Source organism: Saccharopolyspora ipomoeae (assembly GCF_029952525.1).
GTDB lineage: Bacteria > Actinomycetota > Actinomycetes > Mycobacteriales > Pseudonocardiaceae > Saccharopolyspora > Saccharopolyspora ipomoeae.
Genome location: NZ_JASAOF010000028.1, coordinates 22,109 through 47,886 on the forward strand (window position 1 = coordinate 22,109; position 25,778 = coordinate 47,886).

Genomic DNA, 25,778 nt, shown 5'->3' on the forward strand with positions numbered 1-25,778 from the left:
GCGTCGGCATGCACGAGTCGGCGCGCCCGTAGCAGGAGGACCGCCTCGGGTTCCGCTACCGGCGCCGCTGAGCAGGGTGACCACAACACCCTCAGTTTTCCGAGACCGGTAGGTTCGGGATATGCCTACCGCACTCGTCACCGGTGCCACCGCGGGCATCGGCCGCGCTTACGCTCGCCGGCTGGCCGCCGAAGGTCACGACATGGTCCTGGTCGCGCGCGACACGGCTCGGCTGGAGGAGCTCGCCGACCGGTTGCAGACGCGGCACAACGTGCGGGTCGAGGTGCTCACCGCCGACCTGGCCGACGCCGCGCAGCGGGCCGAGGTCGCCGCGCGCGTCGGCGACGCGGCCAAGCCGGTCGACGTGCTGGTCAACAACGCCGGGTTCGGCACCGGCGGCGCCTTCTGGGACCTGCCCGGCGACGTGTTGCGCGAGCAGCTCGACGTCAACGTCGCGGCGGTCCTGGAGCTCACCCACGCCGCGGTCCGCGGGATGCGCGAGCGCGGGCGCGGCGATGTGATCAACGTCGGCAGCGTCGCCGGGTTCTTCACCGTCTCCGGTTCCACCTACGCGGCCACCAAGGCCTACGTGATCGCCCTCTCCGAGGGCCTGGCGACCTCGCTGGCGGGCACCGGCGTGCGGGTCATGGCGCTGTGCCCCGGCTTCACCCAGACCGAGTTCCACGAGCGCGCGGGCCTGGAGATGAGCAGGCTGCCGCGCGCGTTCTGGCTGCAGGCCGACCAGGTCGTGCACGAGTCGCTGACTGACCTGCGCGCGGGCAAGGCGGTGTCCATCCCGGGCGCCCAGTACAAGGCGCTGGTCGCGGTCGGGCGGCTCATCCCGAAGAAGCTGCAGCGCATGGTGGTCACCCGAACCGTTCCCGGCCGGACCTGAGAACTATCCTCAGACCTCGTGGTGAACGAGAAGCAGCGCTCCGAACTGGCCCGTCTGGTCACCGACCTCGCGGTGGTGCACGGCAAGGTCACGTTGTCCTCCGGCAAGGAGGCCGACTACTACGTGGACCTGCGCCGGGCGACCCTGCAGCACCAGGCGGCTCCGCTGATCGGGAGTCTGCTCCGGCAGATCACCGCTGACTGGGACTACACCGCCGTCGGCGGTCTCACCCTGGGCGCGGACCCGGTCGCGGCGGCCATGATGCACGCCGACGGTCCCGCGCTGGACAGCTTCGTGGTGCGCAAGTCCGCCAAGGCCCACGGCATGCAGCGGCAGATCGAGGGGCCGGACGTCGTCGGCAAGCGGGTGCTCGCGGTGGAGGACACCTCCACGACCGGCGGCAGCGTGCTCACCGCGGTCGAGGCGCTGCGCCAGGTCGGGGCCGAGGTCGTCGGCGTGGCCACCGTGGTCGACCGGGACACCGGCGCGCGGGAGGCCATCGAGGAAGCGGGCCTGCCCTACCGCACGCTGCTGGGGCTGGCCGACCTCGGGCTGGCGTGAGCGAGGACGTCGGGCCCACCGAGTGGGGCACCAGCGTCGGCGTCGGTCCGTGGGAGGGCCCGTGGCCCGAGGACGAGCGCTACGACCCCGAGCTGCTGGAGCACGGTGACCGGCGCAACGTCGTCGACCACTACCGCTACTGGCGGCGGGAGGCGATCGTCGCCGACCTGGACCTGCGGCGGCACGACTTCCACGTGGCCATCGAGAACTTCCAGCACGACCACAACATCGGCACGGTGGTGCGCACGGCCAACGCGTTCCTGGCGCGCGGCGTGCACGTAGTGGGTCGTCGCCGCTGGAACCGGCGCGGCGCGATGGTCACCGACCGCTACCAGCACGTTCACCACCACCCGGACGTGGGCTCGTTGACCGCGTGGGCGCGGGACGAGGGCCTGGCGGTGGTGGCGGTGGACAACACGCCGGGAGCGGTTCCGGTGGAGCGCGCGGAGCTGCCGCGCCGCTGCGTCCTGCTCTTCGGCCAGGAGGGCCCGGGGTTGCACGAGGAGTCCCGCCGCGAGGCGGACCTGGTGGTCTCCATCGCGCAGTTCGGCTCCACCCGGTCCATCAACGCCGGCGTCGCTGCGGGCATCGTCATGCACACCTGGGTCCAGCAGCACGCCGACCTCATGCGGGCGTGGTGAGGCAGGGGACGGTTCTAGCCATAATCGTCCGGGCAAAACGGACATTGATCATGGGTGATTATGGCTAGAACCGTCCCCTCGCAAGCGAAGAGCCGGAACCCGAGCGGGCTCCGGCTCTTCGCGGGGGGACTGCGTCAGGCCGCTTCGCGGGCCTTCTCGCGGCGGCCCTTGATGTACTCGATGATGATCGGGACGATCGAGATCACGACGATGACGATGGCCATGGCCTCGATGTTGTTCCGGATCCACGGGATGTTGCCGAGGAAGTACCCGAGCAGCGTCATGCTCAGGGTCCAGGCGATGCCGCCGATGGCCGAGTAGCTGAAGAACTTCTTCTGGTCCATCTGACCGATGCCGGCGACCGCCGTGATGAACGTGCGGACGATCGGCACGAAGCGGGCCAGGATGATCGCGCGGGCGCCGTACTTCTCGAAGAACGCGTGCGTCTTGTCGACGTGCTCGCGCTTGAACAGCTTCGAGTCGGGCTTGTTGAACATGGCCGGACCGACCTTGCGGCCGATCCAGTACCCGGTCACGTTGCCGACGAAGGCGCACACCGCGAGCAGCACGCAGGTCAGCCAGATCGGCGTGTTGATCGCGCCGATGGCCACGAACATGCCGGTCACGAACAGCAGCGAGTCACCGGGCAGGAAGAAGCCGATGAGCAGACCGCATTCGGCGAAGATGATCAGGCAGACGCCGATCAGCGCGAACGGGCCCAGACCAGAGACGATGTTCTCCGGATTCAGCCAATCCGGAAGCAGAGCGAGCGCGGGCTGTGCCGCGGCGGCGAATTCGGACGTCACGCTTGCCAACGGTACCGTGGCGCCGCGCTGTCCGGATTCCGGGAGAGCAACCGGACATACACGCAGCGCACACCCGCGATCACCCGATCGGGTAAAGGACTGTGACGCCCGCCGCGAGCAGCCCCGCGAGGAGTCCCAAAACGATCACGAAGAGCAGCACTCCACCGGGCCCCGGACGCCGGTTGCGCTGCGGTGGACCGGAACGGCCGACCGCCCGCGCCCGCAGCGCGGCGGACAGCGCGTCCTCGGTGTTCCGGCCTGTCATGCCCCGACCTTAACCAGCCGGTCGCCCGGATCGGGGTGGATCGGGGAAAGACCAGGTCAGCGGGGATCGGCGAGCCACCGGCCGCGCCGCATGACGCCCTGGACCACCAGGTCGTCGTCGAGCACGACCAGGTCGGCGGCCGCGCCCGGCCGGATCTCGCCCACCTCGGTCAGGCCGAGCCGCCGCGCCGGGTTCGTCGAGGTGGCCGCGACCGCCGCGGGCACGGACAGCCCGCAGTCGCGGACCAGGTTGCGGAACGCGGCGTCCATCGTGAGCGTGCTGCCGGCCAGCGACCCGTCCGCGAGCCGCGGCTCACCGTCGACCACGGTCACCGGCAGCGCCCCCAGCTCGTAGGTGCCGTCGCCCGCGCCGGTGGCGCTGATCGCGTCGGTGACCAGGATCGTCCGGTCCGCACCGGCGTGGGTGGCCGCGATCCGGGCGATCGTCGGGTGCAGGTGCACGAGGTCGCAGATCAGCTCGACGTCGACCCGCCCGTCGTCCAGCAGCGCCCCGACCGGTCCTGGTTCGCGGTGGTGCAGCGGACGCATGCCGTTGAACAGGTGCGTGGCCACGGTCGCCCCGGCGTCCACGGCCGCCAGCACCTGATCGGCGTCGGCGTCGGTGTGCCCGACGGCCGCGATCGCGCCGCCGTCGACCAGCTGCCGGACCGCCTCCTGCGCGCCGGGCAGCTCGGGCGCGAGGGTGACCATCCGGACCGCGCCGCGCCCGGCTTCGAGCAGCTGCCGCACGTCGTCGCGCTCCGGCGCCCGCAGCGCCTCGGGCGCGTGCGCGCCGCAGCGCGCGTGCGACAGGAACGGCCCCTCCAGGTGCACCCCGGCCAGGAGTCCTTCGGCGGTGAGCTCGGTGAGCGCGGTGATCTGCTTGACCAGCTCGGGGATCGGCGCGGACACCAGGCTGGCCAGCATCGTCGTGGTGCCGTGCGCGCGGTGGTGACCGACGGCGGCCTGCGTCTGATCGGGGTCGAGGGAGGTGAACGAGCCGCCGCCCCCGCCGTGGCAGTGGATGTCCACGAAGCCGGGGACCAGCCAGCTCCCGGACAGCTCGATCGCCGGTCCCCGCGGAACGGCCCGCTCGGCCCCGGCCCGGTCGCCCACGGCGCCGTCGCCGACGGCGGCGATCGTGCCCCCGGACACCCGCACCCAGCCCGGTTGTGCGACTCCGCCCGGGGTGACGACCCGCGCGCCGGTGAGGATCTGCTCGGCAGTGTTCACGCTTACGATCCTCCGCCAAACGAGAGCAGTGGTCTACACCAAAATCGGTGGTGTGCGGCTCAGTCCCCCGGACGCGGGCCGTCCACGCTCGGGCCGTCAGCCGTCGATGTGCTTCTGCAGCGCCTCCAGGGCCCGGCTCGCCGTCGACTTCACCGTCCCCTTGGACACCCCGGTGGCCTCGGCGATCTCCGCTTCCGACAGGTTGCCGTAGTAGCGCAGCACCAGCACCTCGCGCTGGCGGCGCGGCAGCTTGCTCAGCGCGTCCACCACGGCCTGGTGCTCGGCGGTGAGCATCGCCAGCGACTCCGCGGAGCGCGCGTTGGCCTGGTGCGGCGGCTGGTACTCGCGGGCCGTCTTCCGGCGGCGCAGCATCGAGCGGGACCCGTTGACCACCGCGGTCCGCAGGTAGCCGACCGCGGCGTTGGCGTCGCGCAGGTTCGCCCAGTTGCGGTAGAGGCCGGTGAACGCCTCCTGCACCACGTCCTCGGCGCTGCTGATGTCGTCGACCAGCAGGATCGCCAAGCGGACCATGCGCATCCGCTGCTGCTTGTAGATGTCCTCCAGGGAGAGCGGCTGCTGCGTCTCGCGGTGGGCGCCGTCGAGCTTGCGCAACGTGCCGAACGTCTTCTCGACGCTCCGCTCGATCCCTTCCGAATCACCGCCCATGATCGAAGAACTTACCGGGCGAGGATGGGTTCGCGGGGCGGGTTCGGGTTAGCGTCATCGCGATCGTTGAATTCGCCGCGATGGAGGACGACATGGCGAGGTTCGTTGTCGAGCTGGTCTACGGCCCGGACGAGGACAAGCGGCTGGCCGTCCGGCCGGATCACCGCGAGTACTCGCGGGGCCTGGCCGACAAGGGCGTGCTGCTGGCGGGCGGGCCCTACACCGACGGCAAGGGCGCGCAGATCATCTACGAGGTCGCCGACGAGGCCGAGCTGAACGAGGTCCTGGCCGCCGACCCGTACACCGAGGCCGGCGTGATCGCCTCGACCACCATCCGCCAGTGGGAGGTCGTCACCGGCGCTTGGGTGTAGTCGGCGAGTGCCCCGGCGTGTGACTATGTGCACAGGATCGTTTTCTGAATCCTTGCACCAACTTTTCAAAACCACACCGCTGGGGCACTGTGACGCGCGAAAGAGTGGTACCTGCCCCGACGCGCCGTTGAGGGCGCTCGCGGGTTCTTAGGATGCTGCGCGATTCTCGCGTCACTGACGACCGAACTCCATCTGAGGAGGATGACCGATGCCCATCGCGACCCCCGAGGTCTACACGGAGATGCTGGACCGGGCGAAGACCGGTGAGTTCGCCTACCCAGCGATCAACGTGACCTCGTCGGAGACGCTCAACGCGGCGCTGCGCGGGTTCGCCGAGGCCGAGAGTGACGGCATCATCCAGGTGTCGACCGGTGGCGCCGAGTTCGCCTCCGGCACCAAGGTCAAGGACATGGTCACGGGCGCCACCGCGCTCGCCGAGTACGCGCACGTCGTCGCCGCCAAGTACCCGGTGAACATCGCGCTGCACACCGACCACTGCCCGAAGGACAAGCTCGACGGCTACGTCAAGCCGCTGATCCAGATCAGCCAGGAGCGCGTCAACCGCGGCGAGAACCCGCTGTTCCAGTCGCACATGTGGGACGGCTCGGCGATCGACCTCGACGAGAACCTGCAGATCGCGCAGGAGCTGCTGGAGCTGTCGGCCAAGGCCAAGATCGTCCTGGAGCTGGAGGTCGGCGTCGTCGGCGGCGAGGAGGACGGCGTCGCCAACGACATCAACGACAAGCTCTACACCGCTCCCGGCGACTACATCAAGACCGTCGACGCGCTGGGCACCGGCGAGAAGGGCCGCTACCTGCTGGCCGCGACCTTCGGCAACGTGCACGGCGTCTACAAGCCGGGCAACGTCAAGCTCCGCCCGGAGATCCTCAAGCAGGGTCAGGACGTCGTCTCCGAGAAGCTGGGCCTGCCCGCCGGCTCGAAGCCGTTCGACCTGGTCTTCCACGGTGGTTCCGGTTCGCTGCTGGAGGAGATCCACGAGGCGGTCTCCTACGGCGTGATCAAGATGAACATCGACACCGACACCCAGTACGCCTTCACCCGGCCCATCGCCGACCACATGATGAAGAACTACGACGGTGTGCTGAAGATCGACGGCGAGGTCGGCAACAAGAAGACCTACGACCCCCGCAGCTACCTCAAGGTCGCCGAGCAGGCCATGGCCGCCCGGGTCGCCCAGGGCTGCGAGGTCCTCAAGTCGACCGGCCGCATGATCGCCGGCTGACAGAACATTTTCGGTGCTCGCGCTGCTCGGCGGTGCGGGTAGCGGAACCTGACACGCCGTCTGGACCCGCGGCGGTGCGAGCTGCTCGGGTGGTGCAGGAGAAAGCGGCTGCGCCGCTAGTCCGTCGCCGACGTGGTCCGCTTGAGAGTGTCGATGGCCCGTCCGCCCGCTGGGTGGACGGGCCATCGTCGTCGAGGCGGTAGTGCGAGGATTGGGGCATGACGAGGAATCTGTTGGAGCCGCCGGAGACGCTGCTGCCGGAGAGCCCCGAGGCGCAGGGCGCCCTCGACGCCGGCACCGACCCCGCCGAGGTCGCCGCGCAGCACCCCGCGTTCAGCGCCGCCTGGGCCGCGCTCGCCGACAACGCGCTGAACGCCGGCGAGAACATCGCCGCCTACGCCTACGCCCGCACCGGCTACCACCGGGGCCTCGACGCCCTGCGCCGCGCGGGCTGGAAGGGCTTCGGCCCGGTCCCGTGGCACCACGAGCCCAACCGCGGCGTCCTCCGCTCGGTCGCCGCCCTGGCCAAGGCCGCCCGCGCCATCGGCGAGACCGAGGAGTTCGACCGCTGCCGCCAGCTCCTGGAGGACAGCGACCCCGCCTCCCTCGAAGCCAACGACCTGGCCTGACGCCCCACCCCTCCACCACTCCCCGACATCGGGGGACCCGATTACGGCAGTATTCGGTCCCCCGATTACGGCGGTATTCAGGCAACGGATTACGGCGGTATTCCGTCTCCGGCCGCAGCCGTCCTCCACGGGGACCCGGATTACGGCGGTATTCGGGGGACGGATTACGGCGGTATTCGGGGGACGGATTACTGCCGTATTCCGGTCCCCGGCCCTGGCCCCGGCCCCGGCCGGGACTCGGGTGCGCGGGTTGCGGCCGTGATCCGGTGACCGAACACCGCCGTGATCCGGTGACCGAGTACGGCAGTGATCGGGGTGGGGGTCGGGTCTGGTGCGTGCCCGGGTGTTCGGTGGCGGAGGATGGTGCCGTGGGGCGTGTGCGTGAGGAGTTGAGCCGGCGGCTCCGGCGGTTGTTGCGGACCGGGGTGCCGATCGTGCAGTGCGCGGTGGCGGCCGGGGTGGCGTGGTTCCTGGCGCACGACCTGGTCGGGCACGCCGCGCCGTTCTTCGCGCCCATCGCCGCGGTGATCTCGCTGGGCGTGTCGCTCGGCCAGCGGATGCGGCGGGCGCTGGAGCTCGTCGTCGGCGTGAGCATCGGCATCGGCGTCGGCGACGTGCTGATCTCGGTGATCGGCTCCGGCCCCTGGCAGATCGCGCTGGTCGTGGCGCTGGCGATGTCCACGGCGGTCCTGCTGGACAGCGGCGGCGTGATCGTCCTGCAAGCGGCGTCCTCATCGGTGCTGGTCGCGACGTTGCTGCCGCCCGCAACCTCCGGCGGGCTGACGCGGATGCTCGACGCCGTCGTCGGCGGTCTCGTCGGCTTCGCCGTCGCCGCGCTGCTGCCCGCCAACCCGCTGTCGGTGGCGCACCGCAACGGGCGCGTCGTGCTCGGCGAGCTGGCCGACGCGCTGCGCGGGGTCGCCAGCGCGGTCGCGCACCGGGACGTCTCGATGGCCGCCGACGTGCTGGCCAAGGCCCGCAAGAGCCACAAGTCCGTCGAGGAGCTCCGCACCGCACTGGAGGCCGGGGCCGAGATCGCCCGGTTCGCGCCCATCCGCTGGCGCAGGCGTCGCGACCTCGAACGCTACGAAACCGCGGCCACGCCCGTCGACCGAGCGCTGCGCAACACCCGCGTGCTGGCCCGGCGCGCCCTGGCGGCGCTGCGCGACGGCGAACCCGTCCCGCGCCCGCTGCCGGGCATGCTCGAAGAGCTCGCCGGAACCGTCGTGCTGCTGCGCGACGAGCTCGCCAGCGGCAAGGACCCGCTGCAGGCCAGGGAGGCCGCGCGCTCGGTGGCCAAGAAGTCCACCGTGGAACTGCTGGGCGAGGGCGACTTCTCGATGCAGGTCGTGGTCCTGCAGGTCCGCTCCATCGCCGTCGACCTGCTGCAGGCGTCCGGCCTCACCCGCAACGAGGCCGTGGCGGCCCTCCCGACCCTGCACCCGGACGAGGACTAGGGCCGGTTCAGCACCGCCGCCAGGGAGGCGTGCAGCGGCTCGTGGTCGCGCGGGTCGTGCAGGTCGCAGTCGGCGGCGGAGAGGCGGTACCACTCCTCGGCGCCGTCGTAGCGGATCCACACCTTCACGGCGCCGTCCTCGCAGGCCGTCGCCAGCTCCAGGTCGCCGGTGATCACGCCGACCTCGTCGGTCATCACCCCACCCGGAGGCGCCGTCACCGTCGTGCGCAACTCAGCCATGCGCGCAGTATGCCTTCTCGGAGTCGTCCGCGGTCGCCTTGCTCGGCGGTGCCGGTGGCGGAACCCGAGGTGGTCCTCCTGCTCCGGGCGCGCCGACTCGTGCATGCCGACGCGTCCTCACCGGAGAACCACCTCAGAACCCGCAGCGGTGCCGGTCGCTCAAGTGGTGCGAGGGAAAGCGGCTGCGCCGCTTCAGCAGCCGTCCAGGGCGGCCTGCAGCGCGCCCTTCTCGGCCTCGGTGACGGTCAGCTGGTACTTGTGCTTGGTGCCGACCCACATCGAGGCGTAGGTGCAGTGGTAGTCGGTCGACGGCGGCATCCAGGCGTCCGGGGTCTGGTCGCCCTTCTCCTGGTTGACGTTGTCGGTGACCGCGATGAGCTGCGGGCCCTCCAGGTCGTTGGCGAAGGCCTGGCGCTGCTCCTGCGTCCACTCGGCAGCGCCGGAGCGCCACGCGGCGGCCAGCGGCACCACGTGGTCGATGTCCAGGTCGGACGGCTGGGTCCAGGTCTCGCCGTCGTAGGGGCTCACCCAGCTGCCCGAGGTCGGGTAGCAGTCGGAGCCGACCTCGACGCCGTCACCGTCGCGCTTGAGCACCGACTCGCGGGTGCTGCAGCCGTCGGAACCCTCGTTCCAGTGCGGGAACTTCTCCCGGTCGTAGCCGTCCATCGAGCCCTCGGCGGCGACGGTCAGCTCGCCGAGCTGGGTCTGGGCGGTGGCCGGGTCCGGGATGCCCGGCGGCTCGGCTCCGGCCGGCACGGCCAGTCCGAGCCCGATCAGGCCGGCCAGGGGCAGCGCGGCGAGGGTGGTGCGCAGTGAACGTGTCATGGCTTCCTCCGCGGTGGGCGTGCATCGCCTGCTCGGGGATGACGATTGCCCACGTGAGTGGACGATTCAATGCCGCGGAGTGACCGGAAGGTGACATGGCGTGAAGTCGCCACCGATCAGGGGGCGCAAATGTGAATTCCACACACCCGATGATCAGCGGGCCAGGTTCAGGTCCTCGGTGTGCCGGTACCAGACCCACTTCTCCATCGGACGCGGGTGATCGGTCCCGTCGTGCCGCACGGTCGCCGACCGGAACGACGCCTGGAACGCCCGTCCGCGCGCCACGTGCTCCTTGCGGCGCAGCAACCCGCGCCGGGCGACGGTGACCCGCAGGCCGTCCATCGGGGGATCGATCGTGTGGTTCATCGGATCGGCCGTCGGGTCCGGCAGCGGCTCGGCGTCCGGGTCCGGCGAGACCACCAGGCTCTGCGCGGGACCGTTGAGGACCTGCTCGTCGTCGCAGTAGGCCTGCCCGGTGATCGGCGCGATCACGCCCTCGCCCAGCAGCACCCCGCCCGAGTCGTCCCTGATCAGCGGCACCGGGCGCGGCTCGGCGGTCAGCGCCCGCTCGACGTCGTCGACGGCCAGCCCCCACAGCCGGGCCACCGGCGAGTCGGCGACCGGCACGTAGCCGACGGTCAGCTCGGTGAGCCGCTCCTTGCGCAGCAGCCGCAGCACGACCGCCGCCAGGTCCATGTCCGTGCCGCGCACCACCACACGATCGGTGGCTTCCGCCAGCAGCGGATCGACCTCGTTGCGGCCCGGCGCGGCCGAAACCTCGTGCCATTGCGCACCGTCACCGGACGGACGCACTGCGCCACCAACGTTTCCGCAGGACAATGCGGTGGTACTCACGTTTCGCTCCTGGTTTACCCTGATCGACCGGCATACCCCGTGGTGGGAGCGGGCGAAGCGTGCGGTCACGCTGGCGACCACCCAGTCCAGGTTGGAGTTTCACATGCCGGCGATCGTGCTGATCGGCGCCCAGTGGGGCGACGAAGGCAAGGGTAAGGCGACCGACCTGCTCGGCGAGCAGGCGCAGTGGGTCGTGCGTTACCAGGGCGGCAACAACGCGGGACACACCGTCGTGCTCCCGGACGGGCAGGACTTCGCGCTGCACCTCATCCCGTCGGGGATCCTCACCCCCGGCGTGACGAACGTGATCGGCAACGGCGTCGTCGTCGACCCGGGAGTCCTGCTGGAGGAGCTCGCGGGGCTGGAGGAGCGCGGGGTCGACACCTCGCGGCTGCTGCTGTCCGCCGACGCGCACCTGATCATGCCGTACCACGTGGCCATCGACCGCGTCACCGAGCGGTACCTGGGCAAGAAGCAGATCGGCACCACCGGCCGCGGCATCGGCCCCTGCTACCAGGACAAGATCGCTCGCGTCGGGGTGCGGATGCAGGACCTGCTCGACGAGAAGATCCTGCGCCAGAAGGTCGAGGCCGCCCTCGACATCAAGAACCAGATCCTGGTCAAGGTCTACAACCGGCGGGCGATCGACGCCGAAGAGGTCGTCGACACGGTGCTGGAGCAGGCGGAGAAGTTCGCCAACCGCATCTCCGACACCAAGCTGAAGATCAACCAGGCGCTGGAGCGCGGCGAGACGGTGCTGCTGGAGGGTTCGCAGGGCACCCTGCTCGACGTCGACCACGGCACCTACCCGTTCGTGACCTCGTCGAACCCGACCTCCGGTGGTGCTTCGGCCGGTTCCGGCGTCGGCCCGACCAAGATCAGCGCCGTGATCGGCATCCTCAAGGCCTACACGACGCGGGTCGGCGCGGGCCCGTTCCCGACCGAGCTGACCGACGAGGCCGGCGAGAACCTGCGCAAGCAGGGCGGCGAGTTCGGCGTCACCACCGGTCGCTCGCGGCGGACCGGCTGGTTCGACGCGGTGATCGCCCGCTACGCGACCCGCGTCAACGGCATCACCGACTACTTCCTGACCAAGCTCGACGTGCTCTCCGGCCTGGAGACCATCCCGATCTGCGTCGCCTACGACGTCGACGGCGAGCGGGTCGAGGAGATGCCGATGACGCAGACCGGCGTGCACCACGCGGTTCCGGTGTACGAGGAGATGCCTGGCTGGTGGGAGGACCTCAGCGACTGCCGCACCTTCGAGGACCTGCCGGCCAACGCCCGCGCCTACATCGAGCGCATCGAGGAGCTCTCCGGAGCCCGCGTCTCGGCGATCGGCGTCGGCCCCGGCCGCGACCAGACGATCGTGCGTCACACCATGGCGTGATCCTTTCGGTGGTGGGGAAGTTTTCATGAAAACTTCCCCACCACCCACGGGACGTCGGTTCCCTCGGATCCCTCGGTTCCCGATTGGGTGGAGGGAAGTTTTCATGAAAACTGCGCCCTCCCAGGAACCGAGGTGTCAGCGGTTCCGCCAGGAGCCCTCGACCGCTGCTTCCTGCAGGTCGAGCTCCCTGAAAACGCGGCGGAGGACCTCGTCGTCGAGGTGGCCCGCGTCGCGTTCGTCGGCGATGGCCGAGCGCTGCACCTCGATGGTGCCGCGGCGCAGCTCCGCGAACGTCCGCGTCGCCGTGTCGGCGCGCTCGGCGGGAGTGCGCCCCACCTGCTCGGCCGCCGCCAAGCCCTGGTGCTCGACCACGTCCCGCATCCGGCTCACCATCCGGTTCAGCGCCGAGCGCTCGCAGCGCGCCTCGCCCGGGGTGAGCCCGTCCAGGTAGGCCAGCGCCGCGTTCGTGGCGATCCGCCGCGCCTCCGCCTCGGCCTGGTCGTCGCTGCGCGCCTCCTCCGGGTCGGTGACGCCCAGACGGCGGATCAGCGGCGGCAGCGTGGTGCCCTGGATCAAGATCGTGGCGACCGTGACCACCGCGGCGACGAACTGGATCACCTCGCGACCGGGCAGCGGAGCACCGGCCTCGGTGGTGAACGGGATCGCGCCCGCCGCCGCCAGCGTCACCACCCCGCGCATCCCCGCCCAGGACAGCACCGCGGTCCGGCGCCACCGGCCGCCGCGCCGCCCGCTCATGATCAGGTGTGACACGCCGGGCAGGTAGTTCGAGGCGAACATCCACAGCACCCGGAACGCGATCGCCGACGCCAGGATCAGCAGCGTGGCCAGCAGGATCCCGCTCACCGGGCGGCCGGACCCCACGACGTCGCCGACCACCGACTTCAGCTGCAGACCGATGTAGGCGAACACCAGGCTCTCCAGCAGCAGGTTGATCGCACCCCACACCGTGTGCTCCTGCAGCCGCCCGGCGGCGCGCGCCCGCGGCAGGTTGTGCCCCACGTACAGCCCGGCGGTGACCACCGCGAGAACACCGGAGCCCTGCAGCTCCTCGGCGGTCAGGTAGGCGATGAACGGCACCAGCACGCCCAGCAGCGTCGCCACCTGCACGTCCGGGACGTGCTGGCGGGCCAGCTGGGCGAGCATCCCGAAGCCCAGCCCCAGCACCACGCCGACCACCACGGCCAGCGCGAACACGCCGAGCCCGTGGGCGAGCGACGGCGTCGTGCCCACGACGGCGGTGATCGCCATCCGGTAGATCGTCAGCGCCGCCGCGTCGTTGATCAGGCTCTCACCGCCGAGCACCGTCATCACGCCGCGCGGCAGCTTCAGCTGGCGGCCGATCGCCGCCGCCGTCACCGCGTCCGGCGGCGCGATCACCGCGCCCAGCACGATCGCCGAGGCCAGCGGCAGGTCCGGGATCAGCGTGAACGCGATCCAGCCGAGCACGAACGACGTGACGATCACCTGCAGCACGCCGTGGTGCACGATCGGGCGGATCCGCGCCCGGAAGTTGGTGAACGAGCTGTCCAGCGCCGCCGCGTACAGCAGCGGTGGGAGGACCGCGGTGAGCAGCAGTTCCGGCTCGATCCGCAGCGGGTCGAGGCCGGGCACCAGCGACACGGCCATCCCGACGGCGACCAGCAGCAGCGGCGAGGCGATCTCCCGGCTCCGAGCCAGCGCCGTGACGAGCAACGCCCCGATCAGCACCAGGATCAGCTGAACCACCGCACACCTCCGTCCACGGTGGACACCTTAGGTGCGCACTCCGCCGATCACCCGAAACGACGAAACCGCCGCCCCCGAAAGGGGACGACGGTCTCACTCACCTCGCGGGGAACCCGATTTCAATGGAACTCAGGGTTCCGATCTCAATGGAAATCGGGTTCCCGACTTCCATTGAAATCGGGTCACCCCCGGCGGGTCAGTGCTGGTCGCGGGCGGTGAGGGCGAGGTCGGGCATGTCGCTGAAGATGCCGTCGACGTTCTGGGCGTAGAGGGCGTGGAAGAAGGCGAGGACGTCGCCCCACTGAGCCGGGTCCGCGGAGGACTGGAAGTCCGCCGGGAGGAAGGTGTTCTCGGCGCGGACCGTGTAGGGGACGACCTGGAGGCCGGCGGCGTGGGCGTCGGCGACGACCGCGGTCGGCTCGGTGAGGTGGTTGGAGCCGTCGACCGGGAGGATCACCTTCGTGTCGGGGCCGATGACGTCGGCGTAGGTGGCGATCTCCTTCAAGCCCTCCGGCGTGACCATGTCGGCGTAGGTGCGCGGGTCGCCGGCCTCGATGAAGTCCTGCGGGGCGCCCGTGTTGCTGATCAGCTGCACCAGCCGCACCCGGAGCTCGTCGCGCAGCTCCTTGAGGTTGCCGACCTCGAAGGACTGGACGACGACCTTCGAGTCCTCCTCGTTGAGCCCGTTGCCGTCGAGCGTCTCGACCAGGCCCGGCTCGACCGGCAGGCCGATCTGCCGGAAGTAGCTGGGGTGCTTGGTCTCCGGGGCCACGCCGATGTCGCGGCCGAGCTCCTCCGACAGCCGGGCCCGCAGGTCCAGCACCTCCTGGAACGTCGGCACCTCGTAGAGGCCGTCGTAGACCGTGTTGTGCTGCCGGATCTCCGGGATGCGCTCCTTCGCGCGCAGCGTCTTGAGCTCCGCGAGGGTGAAGTCCTCGGTGAACCAGCCGGTCATCTCGGTGCCGTCGATGACCTTGGTGGTCTTGCGGGAGGCGAACTCCGGGTGCTCGGCGACGTCGGTGGTGCCGCCGATCTCCGGCTCGTGCCGGGCGACGAGCACGCCGTCCTTGGTGGGCACCAGGTCCGGCTCGATGAAGTCGGCGCCCATCCGGGCGGCCAGCTCGTAGGAGGCCAGCGTGTGCTCCGGCCGGTAGCCGGACGCGCCGCGGTGGCCGAACACCTCGATCTGCTCCGCTCCCGGCGCCGACTCGGCGGTGGTGGCCGGACCGGTGGCGATCACCCCCAGTGCGGCAGCTCCCGCGACGGACAACGCGATCAACCGTCCCCGAATCGTCATGTGCACTCCTCGCTGTGACTGTGGCGGGCCCACTCAACTTGCCGCAACCGACGCGCGAGGCACACCTGTGCGACCGGAGGGTGAACGCCGACCGACGGACCAACCCCGCGCGACCTGCGGTGCGCCATCCGGACGCAGCACTTCCCGGGGGCAGCGGGCGAGTGGCTCACCGCACGCTCTACGCTGCGGTTTGTGCGAATCCTCGTGATCGGCGGTGGCGGCCGGGAGCACGCGATCGTGCTGGCCCTCTCCCGTGACCCCTCCGTGACGGCACTCGCCTGCGCGCCCGGCAACGCCGGTACCGCTGCGCTCGCCGAGTCCTACGCCGTCGACGTCGCCAAGCCCGACGAGGTGGCCGCGCTGGCCACCCGCTGGAAGGCCGACCTGGTCGTCTTCGGCCCGGAGACCCCGCTGGTCGCGGGCGCCTCCGACGCGGTTCGCGCGGCGGGCATCCCGTGCTTCGGCCCGTCCAAGGCGGCGGCCCGCATCGAGGGTTCCAAGGCATTCGCCAAGGACGTCATGGTGTCGGCGGGCGTGCCCACCGCGCGCAGCGAGATCGTGGACAACCCCGCCAAGCTCGACGCCGCGCTGTCCGGTTTCGGACCCACCTGGGTGGTCAAGGACGACGGTCTGGCGGCAGGCAAGGGCGTGCTGGTCACCAGCGACTTCGACGCGGCCCGCGCGCACGCCATGAAGCTGCTCGACGGCGGCCACCCGGTGCTGCTGGAGTCGTTCCTCGACGGCCCCGAGGCCTCGCTGTTCTGCCTGGTCGACGGCACCACCGTGGTCCCGCTGCTGCCCGCGCAGGACTTCAAGCGCGTCGGTGACGAGGACGCCGGGCCCAACACCGGCGGCATGGGCGCCTACGCGCCGCTGCCGTGGGCCCCGGACGGACTGGTCGACGAGGTGGTGCGCACGGTCGTGCAGCCCACCGTCGACGAGCTCGACCGCCGAGGCACCCCGTTCTCCGGCCTGCTCTACGCGGGTCTGGCGCTGACCTCGAACGGCCCGCAGGTCATCGAGTTCAACTGCCGCTTCGGCGACCCCGAGACCCAGGCCGTGCTGGCCCTGCTGCACACCCCGCTGGCGCGGCTGTTCCACGCCGTCGCCAACGGCGAGCTCGCCGACCAGCCGCCGCTGGAGTGGGAGCCGGGTTCGGCGGTGACGGTCGTGCTGGCCGCCGAGGGCTACCCGGGCCGTCCGCGCGTCGACGACGTCATCCAGGGCTCGGACATGCAGGGAGTGCTGCACTCGGGCACCCGGCGCCGCGAGGACGGCGCGGTGCTGTCCTCGGGCGGTCGCGTCCTCTCGGTGGTGGCCACCGGTCCCGACCTGACGGCCGCGCGCGACGAGGTCTACAAGCGGGTCGAGCGGGTGCACCTGCCCGGCGCGCACTGGCGCACCGACATCGCCCGCCGCGCCGCCGACGGCGAGATCACCGTCCCCCGCGCCTGACCTGACGCGTTCGCCCTGGCAGGCTTGCACCCATGAGTGGTCAGCACCCCGCGCTCGCCGTCGCGGCGCGAGCCGATGTGGCTCCGTTCCAGGTCATGGAGGTTCTCTCGGCTGCTGCGAAGCGGCAGCGGGAGCTCGGTGACGTCGTGTCCCTGGCCGCCGGGCAGCCGTCCACCCCGGCACCGAAGGCCGTGCGGGAGGCCGCCGCGCGCGCCCTGGAGGGCAACGCGCTGGGCTACACCGAGCAGCTGGGCGTCCTGGAGCTGCGGGAGGCCATCGCCGGGCACTGCGAGAAGGCCTACGGCCGCTCGGTTCCGGTGGACGAGGTCGTGGTCACCACGGGTGCGTCGGGCGCGTTCCTGCTCGCGTTCCTCAGCGCCTTCGACGCCGGTGACCGGGTCGCGCTGGCCAGCCCCGGCTACCCCGCCTACCGCAACATCCTGTCCGCGCTGGGCTGCGAGGTCGTGGAGCTGCCCTGCGACGCCTCCACCCGGTTCCAGCCGACGGTGGCGATGCTGGAGGACCTCGACGAGCCGGTGCGCGGGCTCATCGTGGCCAGCCCCAACAACCCGACCGGCACCGTGCTCTCCCGCGACGAGCTCGCCGAGCTCGCGGGCTGGTGCGAGGCCAACGGGGTGCAGCTGATCAGCGACGAGATCTACCACGGGCTCAGCTACGGCGAACCGCTGCACACGGCGCGCGAGTTCTCCGCCGAGGCGATCGTGGTGAACAGCTTCTCCAAGTTCTGGTCGATGACCGGCTGGCGGCTCGGCTGGATGCTGGTGCCGCCGCGGCTGCTGCGCGCCGTCGACTCGCTGACCGGCAACTTCACCCTGTGCCCGCCCGCGCTGTCGCAGCAGGCGTCCGTCGCGGCGTTCAGCCCGGAGGCCTACGACGAGGTCGAGGCGCACGTGGAGCGCTACCGGGAGAACCGGGCGCTGCTGCTCGACGGACTGGCGAAGGCGGGCATCACCGAGGTCGCCCCGGCCGACGGCGCGTTCTACGCGTGGGCGGACATCGGCGAGCACACCGACGACGCGACGTCGTTCTGCCGCCGCCTCCTCGACGACACCGGGGTCGCGCTCGTCCCGGGCGTGGACTTCGACCCGCAGCGCGGCCACCACTACCTGCGCCTCTCCTTCGCGGGCGACCCGGGGGTCATCACCGAGGCGGTGCAGCGCCTGGGCGCCTGGCTGTAGACCTCGGGTCCCGACGCGGTGACCCGATTTCAACGGAGATCAGGAACCCGACTTCCACTGAAATCGGGTCGGGCACGGGGCGGGCGGGACTCGGGGAGACCCTGATGTTTCCCGGGTCCGGGTCTCGCGACCTGCCGTTTCAGGGGTTCTGTCTGGCAGGCTGGAGCTGCGGGAAGGTCCCGGCGAGAGGTGGTCGCGATGTGGTGGAAGATCCTCGGCGGGCTGCTGGCCCTGTGGCTGGTGATGTCCGTGGCCGGATTCCTGATCAAGGGCCTGTTCTGGCTCGCCGTGATCGGCGGCGTCCTGTTCCTCGCCACCGCGGCCATCGGCTGGTCCAAGGACAAGAAGCAGATCAAGCCCTGAAGCCGGCCGTCGTGGTGGCTCCGCGCGGCGGTGCGGGCTGAGCCCCGAACCTGGAACGCCCCCTCGGCTCAGGCGGCCAGCTGGTCCTGGAGGAGGTCTCGCGCGCGGACGGCCGAGGTCCAGCGCTCGGCGTGCAGGCCCGCGCGGCGGGCGCCCGCGATGTTCTCCTCGCGGTCGTCGAAGAACAGGCACTCCTCGGGGCGCGCTCCGAGGGTGTCCAGCAGGATCCGCCAGATCTCCGCGTCGGGCTTGATGACCCGCAGGTCGCCGGAGAACAGCAGGTGCTCGAAGTACCGCGCCCACGGCTTGCTCTCCGCGGCGCGGGCGAACGTGGTGGAGGCGTTGGACAGCAGCGCCAGGTGCGCGCCGCGCCGGTGCAGGTCCTCCAGCAGCGCCAGCGTCTCCGGGTCGGTGGACATCCAGCCGTCGACGTCGACGCTGGTCAGCCGCTGGATCAGCGAGTCGTCGACCTCGCGGTCCAGCCGGGCGGCCACCGCGCGCCAGTAGTCGGCGTCCGACAGCCCGGCGTCGTAGGCGCCGCGTTCGCTCCAGTAGGCCGGCTCGAAGGCTTCCGGGGTGCTGCTCAGCAGCGCGGCCAGCTGGGGCAGCGCCGTGATGCGGCGGCTGATCACCTCGCCGTAGTCGAACACGATCCACCGCAGCACGGGCACCTCCGCTGCTCGGACGCCCGATCCCGACCGGGTCAGGCCCCGGTGCCGGCGATCCGGCGCAACGCCTCTTCCACGTCCGACTTCGACACGTTCCGGTGCGTGACGAACCGGACCTGGCCGTTCATCGGCACCGCCAGCACACCCACCGAACGCAGTCGCTGCAACGTCAACTGCACGTCCGGCACCGCCGCCAGCAGCATGTTCGTCTGCGGGGTCGTGACCTGCCAGCCCTGCTCGACGAGGCCGTCGGCGAGGAGCCGGGCGTTGTCGTGATCATCCCCCAGCGCGTCGAGCCGGTCCAGCGCGACCAGCCCGGCCGCCGCCAGCACGCCGCCCTGCCGGACACCGCCGCCGAGCATCTTGCGGATCCGCCGCCCGGCCTTGATGAACTCCGCCTCACCGGCCAGCACCGATCCGACCGGCGCGCCCAGCCCCTTGCTCAGGCACACCTGCACGCTGTCCACGCCCACCGTCAGGGCCGCGGGCGGCACGCCGAGCGCCACCGAGGCGTTCCACAGCCGGGCGCCGTCGAGGTGCACCTTGAGCCCGAGCTCCTTCGCCGCGGCCGCCAGCCGGGCGTGCTCGTGCGGCGGGACGACCGCGCCACCCGCGCCGTTGTGCGTGTTCTCCAGGCACAGCAGCGTGGTGTGCAGGGCGTCGTAGGCCATCGTCAGGTTGGCCTGGGCGCGGACCGCCTCGGCGGTCGGCCTGCCCGGTCCGGCATCCCAGTCCAGCGGGTCCGGCATGCCCCCGGCCAGCCAGGCCGCCGAGCCCAGCTCGTGGTTGAGCACGTGCGCACCGCGCGGCGCCAGGAACCGGTCGCCCCGCTTGAGGTGCAGCATCAGCGCGATCAGGTTGCCCATCGTCCCGCTGGGGACCCACAGCGCCGACGACGTGCCGAGCAGCTGGGCCACCCGTTCCTCGAGCGCGCGCATGGTGGGATCGTGGTCGAGTACGTCATCGCCGACGTCGGCGGTGGCCATGGCGGCCAGCATCTGCTCGTCGGGACGAGTCACCGTGTCGGAGCGGAGGTCGATGGGCGCCGGAGTGGTCACGAACCGATCACATCACACCTGCGGGGGGTCTGGGCAATGGCCCTGTGAGACGTGAATTCACCGCTGCGGTATCAATCACAGGTGGATCCGTCCCCGCGGGCGTGCAACGGTCGGGGCACGCGATCCCGTCATAGCAGTGCAGGCAACGAACGAGCGGAGAGTTCCGCGTGGACCAGCGCGAAGAGCAGGAGTTCGCGGAGTACTTCGTGGCTCGGCGGGAGGCGGTGCGTCGGATGGCGTACATGATGTGCGGCGACTGGCACCGCGCGGACGATCTCGCCCAGACCGCGTTCATCGCCCTGCACCGTCACTGGCGGAAGGTCCGGGACAAGGGCGCGCTCGACGCCTACGTGCGCCGGACCCTCACCCGCGCGGTGATCGACGAGTCGCGGCGGCCCTGGCGACGGGAGAGGGCCGCCGAGACTCTGCCCGACAGTCCGGTCGACGACCCGGACGTGGACGACTCGGTGTCCACCAGGCAGACCCTGATAGCCGGTCTGCGCCAGGTGCCGCCGAAGCAGCGCGCCGTGCTGGTCCTGCGCTTCCTGGAGGGGCTGGACGTGGCAGGGGTCGCGGCCGTCATGCGCTGCAGCGAAGGAACCGTGAAGAGTCAGTGCGCCCGGGGGTTGGCGACGTTGCGGGAGGCGCTGGGAGACGAGCTCGGGGATCTGAGGTCCGCGTGAAGGGGGTGCGGGTTGGACGAGCGCAAGCTCGAAGAGCTTTTCCGTGACTCGGTGCGAACCGTTCCGCCGGCGTCGTTCGACGAAGGTGATGTCGCGACCGCGTCGCGCCGGATCACGGCCCGGCGCCGGGTGACCGCCACCGTCGGCGGTACGGCGGTGGCCGCCGCCGTGCTGGTCGGCGGGATCGGCGTGGGCTCCGGCTGGTTCACGTCGTCGACGGACACCGCGGCGAGCCCGCCAACGGCGGCACCGCTGACGGCGGCGCCGGGGCCGCAGATCGAGTCCACCGGGATCACGCCGCGTTCGGGGGGCTGCAAGCCCGACCCGGGTCTGGTCGAGGCCGTCGAGGTGACGTTGCCCGAGGCGGGCGGCACCACGCCGACCTCGGTGCTGTCGTGCCCGACCGGGGCCAAGGCGGCGGCGTTCGCGCTGCGCGACGGTTCCGCGGCGGGCCGGGTGACGGTGCTGGTCAGCCCGGCGGGCACCGCGCAGGCGGGCCAGTCCGCGCCGGGTGACGTGCAGCGTTCCGACGGGGCGCAGCAGTCGGTGCGCAAGGCGCGCAGCGGCAAGCTCGTCGTGGTGGTCAGCGAACCCGAGGCGGGCTCGCCGGCGGCGCCGTTCGGCACCAGGCTGGCGCACGTCGCGGGCGACCTCGCCGCCCGGTTCTGACTGGTCACCGGGGTCGTGCTCATCCGCGGCGGCGGCAGCCAAGGCGACAATGCGGACTCGGCATAGGATCGCGTGTCATGACAGCGGCCAGCACACCCAAGGGAGAGCGGCGGCGGCAGGCGTTGGTGACGGCTGCGGCGCAGCTGCTCGTCGAGGGCGGGTTCGACGCGGTCCGGCACCGGGCCGTGGCCGAGCGCGCCGGGCTCCCGCTGGCCTCGACGACCTACTACTTCTCCTCGCTGGAAGACCTGATCAGCGCGGCCGTCGAGCACAACGGCCGGGAGGAGCTGGCCGCCGGGCACGCCCGGCTCGCCGACCTCTCCGCGCAGCCGCGCAGCACCGACACCGTGATCGAGCTGCTGCTGGACCTGCTGCTCGGCGTCGACTCCCGCGACGGCGGCGTCGAACCGGTGCTGCTGCGCTACGAGCGCCTGGTGGGTTCGCCGCGCCGCCCGTACCTCACGCCGCTGATGCGGGAGATGGCCGCCGAGCTGCAGCAGCTGCTCGCGGAGATCTTCCGCCGCAGCGACATGGAGGTCCCAGCGGAGCGGCTCACCGAGCTGGTCGCGCTGGTGGACGGCGCGGTGGTCAACGCGCTCATCGAATCGGACCCGGACCCGCGGGGCGCCGCGCGCAGGATGTTGCGCGCCCAGCTGTCCTGATCCCCAGCCGTCCTGATGCGCGTGCAAGAACGCTGAACCGGACGCCGCGCGAACCGCGACCGTGCTTTCGCGTCAGAAGTCCCAGGTGATTTCCGCGAAATTCCCGTCGGCGATCAGTTGTTCGCAGTCGAGACATTTCTCGGCGATGTTCTTCGTCTGCGGTTCCCGTCCGAGCGGAGTGGGTTGCGGGATTTTGACCTCGTGCTCGCAGAGCGCCGGTACCACCTGGCCGGAATATACCGCGCCTGGTCGCATCGTCGTCGCGTGCCGAAGGGTCTGACCAGTGCCGACTATCCAGAAAGCGTCCTGCCGGTCCTCGGCGAACCTGTTGATGCTCATCCGCTCCCGTTCCTGTGCACAAGCCGCGAATGCTTGGGCCAACGATATGGTCGCGCCGTTGTATCAGTCCAGATTCCCACACCTGATCGAGCGCAAAAGGCGAATTCGCCGAATGAGCGATTGACCTCGACATTCGAGTTCGATCCTGATGGGATCGGTTCTGGGCGGTTCAGATCTGGGCGGCCCGGTACAACTCCGCGTACGAACCGCCCGCCGCCATCAGCTCGTCGTGATCGCCCAGCTCCACGATCCGGCCCTCGTCCAGCACCGCGATCCGCTCGGCCGTGCGCGCGGTGTGCAACCGGTGCGCGATGGCGATGACCGTGCGGCCCGCCAGCAGCCCGGCCAGCGCGCGCTCCAGATCCCGCGAGGTGCTGTTGTCCAGCAGCGACGTCGCCTCGTCGAGCACCACCGCGTGCGGGTCGGCGAGCAGCACCCGGGCCAGCGCCAGCTGCTGCGCGCGGGCAGCGGGCACCGCGAGCCCACCGGCGCCGAGCCGCGTGTCCAGCCCCTCGTCGAGGCCGCGCACCCAGTCGCGCAGGCCGACGGCGGCGAGCGCGTCGAGCAGCTCCGCGTCGCCGGTGTCCCGGTCCAGCAGCGCGAGGTTGTCGCGCAGGGAGCAGGCGAAGACGTGCTGCTCCTGGGTCAGCAGCACCACCTCGCGGCGCAGCGCCTCGGTGGGCAGCGCCGAGACCTCGGTGCCGCCGAAGGCCACCGACCCCGAGTCCGGGCGGCCGGTCCCGGCGATCAACCGGCCCAGCGTGGACTTGCCCGCGCCGGACGGGCCCACGATCGCCAGCCGCTGCCCGGCGGGCACGACCAGGTCGATGCCGTGCAGCACCTCGCGCTCCGGCCGGTAGGAGAACCGCAGGTCGCGCACCACCAGGTCGCGGCCGTCGGACGGCGGTGCCGGGTCGCGCGGCCGATCCACCGGGACCTGCGAGACGCCCAGGACCCGTTGCAGCGCCGTGCCGCCGACCTGCAGCTCCTCCAGCCACATGAACAGCTCGTCCAGCGGCGCCGACAGCGACTGGGCGTAGAGCACGACCGCGACGATCGTGCCCAGCTCGGCCGCGCCGGTGGCGTGCGCCCAGCCGCCGAGCAGCAGGATCGCGGCGACCGGCAGCACGTAGGACAGCTCCAGGCACGGCAGCCACACCGTCAGCAGCGAGCGGTGCCGCTCCTCCGCGGCGACCGCCGCGCCCAGCACGCGCTCGTTGCGCGCGGTGCGCCGCCCGCCGAGCCGCAGCGCGGCGATCGTGCGGGCTCCCTCCACCGATTCGTGCGTGCCCGCCTGCACGTCCGACCAGCGCTCCATGACCTCCTGCACGACCGGCAGCGAGCGCGGGTAGTACCAGCGGGTGCTCAGCACCAGCAGCGGCACGGCGACGAGCATCCCGCAGGCCAGCAGGGGTGAGGACAGCACCATCGCGGTCGTGGTGAGCGCGATGGCGATCAGCGCAGCCGAGATCTCCGGCAGCGCGTTGCGGATGGTGAAGTCGAGCCGGTCGACGTCGGTGGTGGCCCTGCTGAGCAGGTCACCGGTGCCCGCGGCCTCCACCGCGCCCAGCGGCAGCGCCAGGGCGTGCTCGACGACGTCCTCCCTGGCCTCGGCCAGCAGCTGTTCGCCGAGCAGCATCGCGCGCAGCCGCGCGGCCCGGGCCAGCAGCGCCTGCACGATCAGGACCAGCAGGAACGCCCCGGCCAGCAGGTCGATGCGGAGCACCTCGGCCCCGGCCTGCACGGAGTCGACGAGCACGCCGAGCAGCTGCGGCCCGAGCAGTCCGACGGAGGTGGCCAGCACGTACAGCGCCGTGGTGATCAGGAACCGCCGTCGGTGGGCGCGCGCGGTCGCGCGCAGGTGGCGGCGCAGCGCGGCGCCGTCGGCCAGCGGCAGCTTCACGGTTCCCCCAAGATCACTGGTCCGCCAAGATCAGGTGCCGGTCGGCGACGGCCGACCACAGCGGGCTCTGGCTGAGCACGACGGTGGTGCGCCCGGCGCGCAGCGCGCGGACTCGGTCGGCGATGCGGGCCTCGGTGTGCGCGTCAACGGCCGAGGTCGGGTCGTCGAGGACCAGCACGTCGGCGTCCGCGCTCAACGCCCTGGCCAGCAGCAACCGCTGCCGCTGGCCGCCGGAGAGCAACCGGGCGCGCTCGTCGAGCAGTCCGTCCGGCGGGAGCGCGGCGAGCACGTCGGAGGCGTCGGCCGCGCGGATGGCGGTGTCGAACCCGACCCCGGCGCCCAGGTCGACGGCGTAGTGCACGTCCCCGGCGAACAGCAGGTCCTGGTTGTGGGCGAGCACGACGCGGCGGTGCCGCTCGTCCGGGTCGACGTCGGCCAACCGGACCCCGCTGGCCAGGGCCGAGCCCGCCAGCCGCTCGGCCACGGCCTCGCCGCGATCCCCGGCGTCGATCACCACCAGCTGCCCGGCCGGAACCTCGACCTCGTCGTCGACCAGCCCCAACGGGCCCTCCGGCAGCGGAACGGGGTCGGCCGGGGGCGCGGGCTCGACCTCGACGCGGCCGAGCGCGGTGGCGCGTCCGGCGGCGATGCGCGCGGAGGCGAACGCGTAGGCGGTCTCGGTGGCGGTGCGCACCGGGATCACCAGGAACGCGGAGACCCCGTAGAAGGTCACCAGCTCGCCGACGGTGATCGACCCGGCCAGCGCCATCCGGGCTCCCAGCCAGGTCACCAGCACCGTGACCAGACCGGGCAGCAGCACCTCGGCGCCGCCCAGCCAGGCGTCGATCCGCCCGGTCGCGACTCCGGCCTCCCGAACCCGCTGCCCGGTCTCGGCGAAGCGCGCGAAGAACCTCCGCTCACCGCCGATGCCGCGCAGGATCCGCAGGCCGGAGACGATGTCGGCGGCCTGCGCGCCGAGTTCGCCCAGCTCGTCGCGCTGCACCTGCTCGCGGCGGTGCAGCGGCCGCAGCAGCGGTCCGATGCCCAGCACCGCCAGCGGCACGCCGATCAGCACCACCAGGCCCAGCGGCGGCGAGATCCACAGCACCAGCGCGGTCCCGCCGACGAAGGCCAGCAGCGCGCCGACCGCGCGGCCCAGGTTCTCGAACAGCTCGCCGATCTTGAACACGTCCGAGGCGCCCATCGTGACGACCTCACCGGCCTTGACCTTGCGCGGCAGCGCGCCGCCGAGCCGGATCACCTGCTCCAGCACGAACCGCTGGGCGTCGGCGGTGCCGTGGATCCACAGCGTGTGCGACGCCCAGTTCACCGCCGTGGCGGCCAGCATCTGGACCAGGCCGAGCACCAGCACGACCAGCGCCCAGCGCAGCAGGGCACCGGTGTCACCGGCTCGGATCCCCTCGTCGACGGCTCGGCCGACGACGAGCGGCAGCACCGCCGTCGGCAGCATCCACAGCGCGCCGGACACGGCCGCCAGCGACACCAGGCCGGGACGCCGGGCGAGCAGGCCGACGAGGAAGCGCACCGCGCCGTTCCTGGTCACGAGCACCGACGTTAGCGATGATCAACACTCCCGGCGACCGAATTTCCAGCGGGTGAACCGGGCTGGACCGGGCGGGTGCGGCGGGTCAGGATGCGAT

28 protein-coding genes are annotated in these 25,778 nt (G+C 71.5%); 14 read left to right on the forward strand and 14 right to left on the reverse strand.

What is annotated here, in order from left to right:
- Positions 1–121 precede the first annotated feature (121 nt).
- Genes QFW96_RS27200 through QFW96_RS27210 form a run of 3 tightly spaced genes read left to right on the forward strand, consistent with a single transcriptional unit; the run spans position 122 to position 2,097 of the window.
- Positions 122–895: an SDR family NAD(P)-dependent oxidoreductase gene (locus QFW96_RS27200; protein WP_281458587.1), complete on the forward strand. Its 774-nt coding sequence runs from the start codon at positions 122–124 to the stop codon at positions 893–895.
- Positions 896–913: 18 nt separating this feature from the next.
- Entirely contained in the window at positions 914–1,456 is a 543-nt protein-coding gene (pyrE, locus tag QFW96_RS27205; RefSeq protein ID WP_281458588.1) for an orotate phosphoribosyltransferase, read from the forward strand.
- Positions 1,453–2,097, forward strand: coding sequence for a TrmH family RNA methyltransferase (locus QFW96_RS27210; protein ID WP_281458589.1), 645 nt, complete (start codon positions 1,453–1,455; stop codon positions 2,095–2,097). Before pyrE ends, QFW96_RS27210 begins: the two co-directional genes overlap by 4 nt.
- A gap of 134 nt (positions 2,098–2,231) precedes the next feature.
- On the opposite strand, the gene QFW96_RS27215 is transcribed toward QFW96_RS27210, so the two are convergent.
- The 4 genes from QFW96_RS27215 to QFW96_RS27230 form a co-directional block, all read right to left on the reverse strand.
- Positions 2,232–2,903 (reverse strand): DedA family protein, encoded by a 672-nt coding sequence (locus QFW96_RS27215; RefSeq protein WP_281458590.1) that lies wholly within the window; start codon positions 2,901–2,903, stop codon positions 2,232–2,234.
- Between the two features lie 79 nt (positions 2,904–2,982).
- Positions 2,983–3,168 (reverse strand): hypothetical protein, encoded by a 186-nt coding sequence (locus tag QFW96_RS27220; protein WP_281458591.1) that lies wholly within the window; start codon positions 3,166–3,168, stop codon positions 2,983–2,985.
- A gap of 56 nt (positions 3,169–3,224) precedes the next feature.
- A complete protein-coding gene (gene nagA / locus QFW96_RS27225; RefSeq protein ID WP_425524805.1) occupies positions 3,225–4,409 on the reverse strand; it encodes an N-acetylglucosamine-6-phosphate deacetylase in 1,185 nt (394 codons plus the stop codon).
- A gap of 87 nt (positions 4,410–4,496) precedes the next feature.
- Complete coding sequence (locus QFW96_RS27230) at positions 4,497–5,066, reverse strand: SigE family RNA polymerase sigma factor (RefSeq protein ID WP_281458593.1); 570 nt, start codon at positions 5,064–5,066, stop codon at positions 4,497–4,499.
- 92 nt (positions 5,067–5,158) lie between these two features.
- On the opposite strand from QFW96_RS27230, the gene QFW96_RS27235 reads away from it, so the two are divergent.
- The 4 genes from QFW96_RS27235 to QFW96_RS27250 all read left to right on the forward strand — a co-directional run bounded on the left by QFW96_RS27235 (position 5,159) and on the right by QFW96_RS27250 (position 8,766).
- On the forward strand, positions 5,159–5,437 hold the full coding sequence (locus tag QFW96_RS27235; RefSeq protein WP_281458594.1) for a YciI family protein: 279 nt from the start codon (positions 5,159–5,161) through the stop codon (positions 5,435–5,437).
- Between the two features lie 208 nt (positions 5,438–5,645).
- On the forward strand, positions 5,646–6,680 hold the full coding sequence (fbaA, locus tag QFW96_RS27240; RefSeq protein ID WP_281458595.1) for a class II fructose-bisphosphate aldolase: 1,035 nt from the start codon (positions 5,646–5,648) through the stop codon (positions 6,678–6,680).
- 218 nt (positions 6,681–6,898) lie between these two features.
- The gene (locus QFW96_RS27245; protein ID WP_281458596.1) at positions 6,899–7,309 is read left to right on the forward strand and encodes a DUF3151 domain-containing protein; all 411 of its coding nucleotides are present in this window, start codon (positions 6,899–6,901) and stop codon (positions 7,307–7,309) included.
- A 368-nt stretch (positions 7,310–7,677) separates the two neighbouring features.
- Positions 7,678–8,766, forward strand: a complete 1,089-nt coding sequence (locus tag QFW96_RS27250; protein ID WP_281458597.1) for an FUSC family protein — start codon at positions 7,678–7,680, stop codon at positions 8,764–8,766.
- On the opposite strand, the gene QFW96_RS27255 is transcribed toward QFW96_RS27250, so the two are convergent.
- The 3 genes from QFW96_RS27255 to QFW96_RS27265 form a co-directional block, all read right to left on the reverse strand.
- Positions 8,763–9,005 (reverse strand): hypothetical protein, encoded by a 243-nt coding sequence (locus QFW96_RS27255; protein WP_281458598.1) that lies wholly within the window; start codon positions 9,003–9,005, stop codon positions 8,763–8,765. The genes QFW96_RS27250 and QFW96_RS27255 overlap by 4 nt on opposite strands.
- 192 nt (positions 9,006–9,197) lie before the next feature.
- Positions 9,198–9,830: an HNH endonuclease family protein gene (locus QFW96_RS27260; RefSeq protein ID WP_281458599.1), complete on the reverse strand. Its 633-nt coding sequence runs from the start codon at positions 9,828–9,830 to the stop codon at positions 9,198–9,200.
- A 153-nt stretch (positions 9,831–9,983) separates the two neighbouring features.
- Positions 9,984–10,643 carry a hypothetical protein gene (locus tag QFW96_RS27265; protein WP_281458600.1) on the reverse strand — a complete coding sequence of 220 codons (660 nt, stop codon included), beginning with the start codon at positions 10,641–10,643 and terminating at the stop codon, positions 9,984–9,986.
- Positions 10,644–10,788: 145 nt separating this feature from the next.
- Here QFW96_RS27265 and QFW96_RS27270 point away from each other — a divergent pair, with 145 nt between their 5' ends.
- A complete protein-coding gene (locus QFW96_RS27270) occupies positions 10,789–12,075 on the forward strand; it encodes an adenylosuccinate synthase (RefSeq protein WP_281458601.1) in 1,287 nt (428 codons plus the stop codon).
- A 135-nt stretch (positions 12,076–12,210) separates the two neighbouring features.
- On the opposite strand, the gene QFW96_RS27275 is transcribed toward QFW96_RS27270, so the two are convergent.
- Together QFW96_RS27275 and QFW96_RS27280 are read right to left on the reverse strand one after the other, a co-directional pair.
- Positions 12,211–13,821 (reverse strand): Na+/H+ antiporter, encoded by a 1,611-nt coding sequence (locus QFW96_RS27275; protein WP_281458602.1) that lies wholly within the window; start codon positions 13,819–13,821, stop codon positions 12,211–12,213.
- Between the two features lie 196 nt (positions 13,822–14,017).
- On the reverse strand, positions 14,018–15,118 hold the full coding sequence (locus tag QFW96_RS27280; RefSeq protein ID WP_281458603.1) for a glycerophosphodiester phosphodiesterase: 1,101 nt from the start codon (positions 15,116–15,118) through the stop codon (positions 14,018–14,020).
- Positions 15,119–15,310: 192 nt separating this feature from the next.
- Between QFW96_RS27280 and purD the strand changes: the two genes are divergently transcribed.
- The 3 genes from purD to QFW96_RS27295 all read left to right on the forward strand — a co-directional run bounded on the left by purD (position 15,311) and on the right by QFW96_RS27295 (position 18,135).
- A complete protein-coding gene (purD, locus tag QFW96_RS27285) occupies positions 15,311–16,573 on the forward strand; it encodes a phosphoribosylamine--glycine ligase (protein WP_281458604.1) in 1,263 nt (420 codons plus the stop codon).
- Between the two features lie 32 nt (positions 16,574–16,605).
- Positions 16,606–17,772 (forward strand): pyridoxal phosphate-dependent aminotransferase, encoded by a 1,167-nt coding sequence (locus tag QFW96_RS27290; protein WP_281458605.1) that lies wholly within the window; start codon positions 16,606–16,608, stop codon positions 17,770–17,772.
- 198 nt (positions 17,773–17,970) lie between these two features.
- Positions 17,971–18,135, forward strand: coding sequence for a hypothetical protein (locus QFW96_RS27295; RefSeq protein ID WP_175548164.1), 165 nt, complete (start codon positions 17,971–17,973; stop codon positions 18,133–18,135).
- 68 nt (positions 18,136–18,203) lie between these two features.
- Here QFW96_RS27295 and QFW96_RS27300 read toward each other — a convergent pair whose 3' ends face one another.
- Both QFW96_RS27300 and QFW96_RS27305 read right to left on the reverse strand, forming a co-directional pair.
- On the reverse strand, positions 18,204–18,797 hold the full coding sequence (locus QFW96_RS27300; RefSeq protein ID WP_281458636.1) for an HAD family hydrolase: 594 nt from the start codon (positions 18,795–18,797) through the stop codon (positions 18,204–18,206).
- Positions 18,798–18,838: 41 nt separating this feature from the next.
- Positions 18,839–19,861 (reverse strand): threonine aldolase family protein, encoded by a 1,023-nt coding sequence (locus QFW96_RS27305; RefSeq protein WP_281458606.1) that lies wholly within the window; start codon positions 19,859–19,861, stop codon positions 18,839–18,841.
- A gap of 167 nt (positions 19,862–20,028) precedes the next feature.
- Here QFW96_RS27305 and QFW96_RS27310 point away from each other — a divergent pair, with 167 nt between their 5' ends.
- The 3 genes from QFW96_RS27310 (at position 20,029) to QFW96_RS27320 (ending at position 21,875) form a co-directional block, all read left to right on the forward strand.
- A complete protein-coding gene (locus QFW96_RS27310; RefSeq protein ID WP_093419930.1) occupies positions 20,029–20,544 on the forward strand; it encodes a SigE family RNA polymerase sigma factor in 516 nt (171 codons plus the stop codon).
- A 51-nt stretch (positions 20,545–20,595) separates the two neighbouring features.
- Positions 20,596–21,213 (forward strand): hypothetical protein, encoded by a 618-nt coding sequence (locus QFW96_RS27315; protein ID WP_281458607.1) that lies wholly within the window; start codon positions 20,596–20,598, stop codon positions 21,211–21,213.
- Positions 21,214–21,290: 77 nt separating this feature from the next.
- Positions 21,291–21,875, forward strand: a complete 585-nt coding sequence (locus QFW96_RS27320) for a TetR/AcrR family transcriptional regulator (protein ID WP_281458608.1) — start codon at positions 21,291–21,293, stop codon at positions 21,873–21,875.
- A 72-nt stretch (positions 21,876–21,947) separates the two neighbouring features.
- On the opposite strand, the gene QFW96_RS27325 is transcribed toward QFW96_RS27320, so the two are convergent.
- The 3 genes from QFW96_RS27325 to QFW96_RS27335 all read right to left on the reverse strand — a co-directional run bounded on the left by QFW96_RS27325 (position 21,948) and on the right by QFW96_RS27335 (position 25,681).
- Complete coding sequence (locus tag QFW96_RS27325; RefSeq protein WP_281458609.1) at positions 21,948–22,214, reverse strand: hypothetical protein; 267 nt, start codon at positions 22,212–22,214, stop codon at positions 21,948–21,950.
- 169 nt (positions 22,215–22,383) lie between these two features.
- Positions 22,384–24,117: an ABC transporter ATP-binding protein gene (locus QFW96_RS27330; protein ID WP_281458610.1), complete on the reverse strand. Its 1,734-nt coding sequence runs from the start codon at positions 24,115–24,117 to the stop codon at positions 22,384–22,386.
- Between the two features lie 13 nt (positions 24,118–24,130).
- Positions 24,131–25,681 (reverse strand): ABC transporter transmembrane domain-containing protein, encoded by a 1,551-nt coding sequence (locus QFW96_RS27335; RefSeq protein ID WP_281458611.1) that lies wholly within the window; start codon positions 25,679–25,681, stop codon positions 24,131–24,133.
- Positions 25,682–25,778 lie beyond the last annotated feature (97 nt).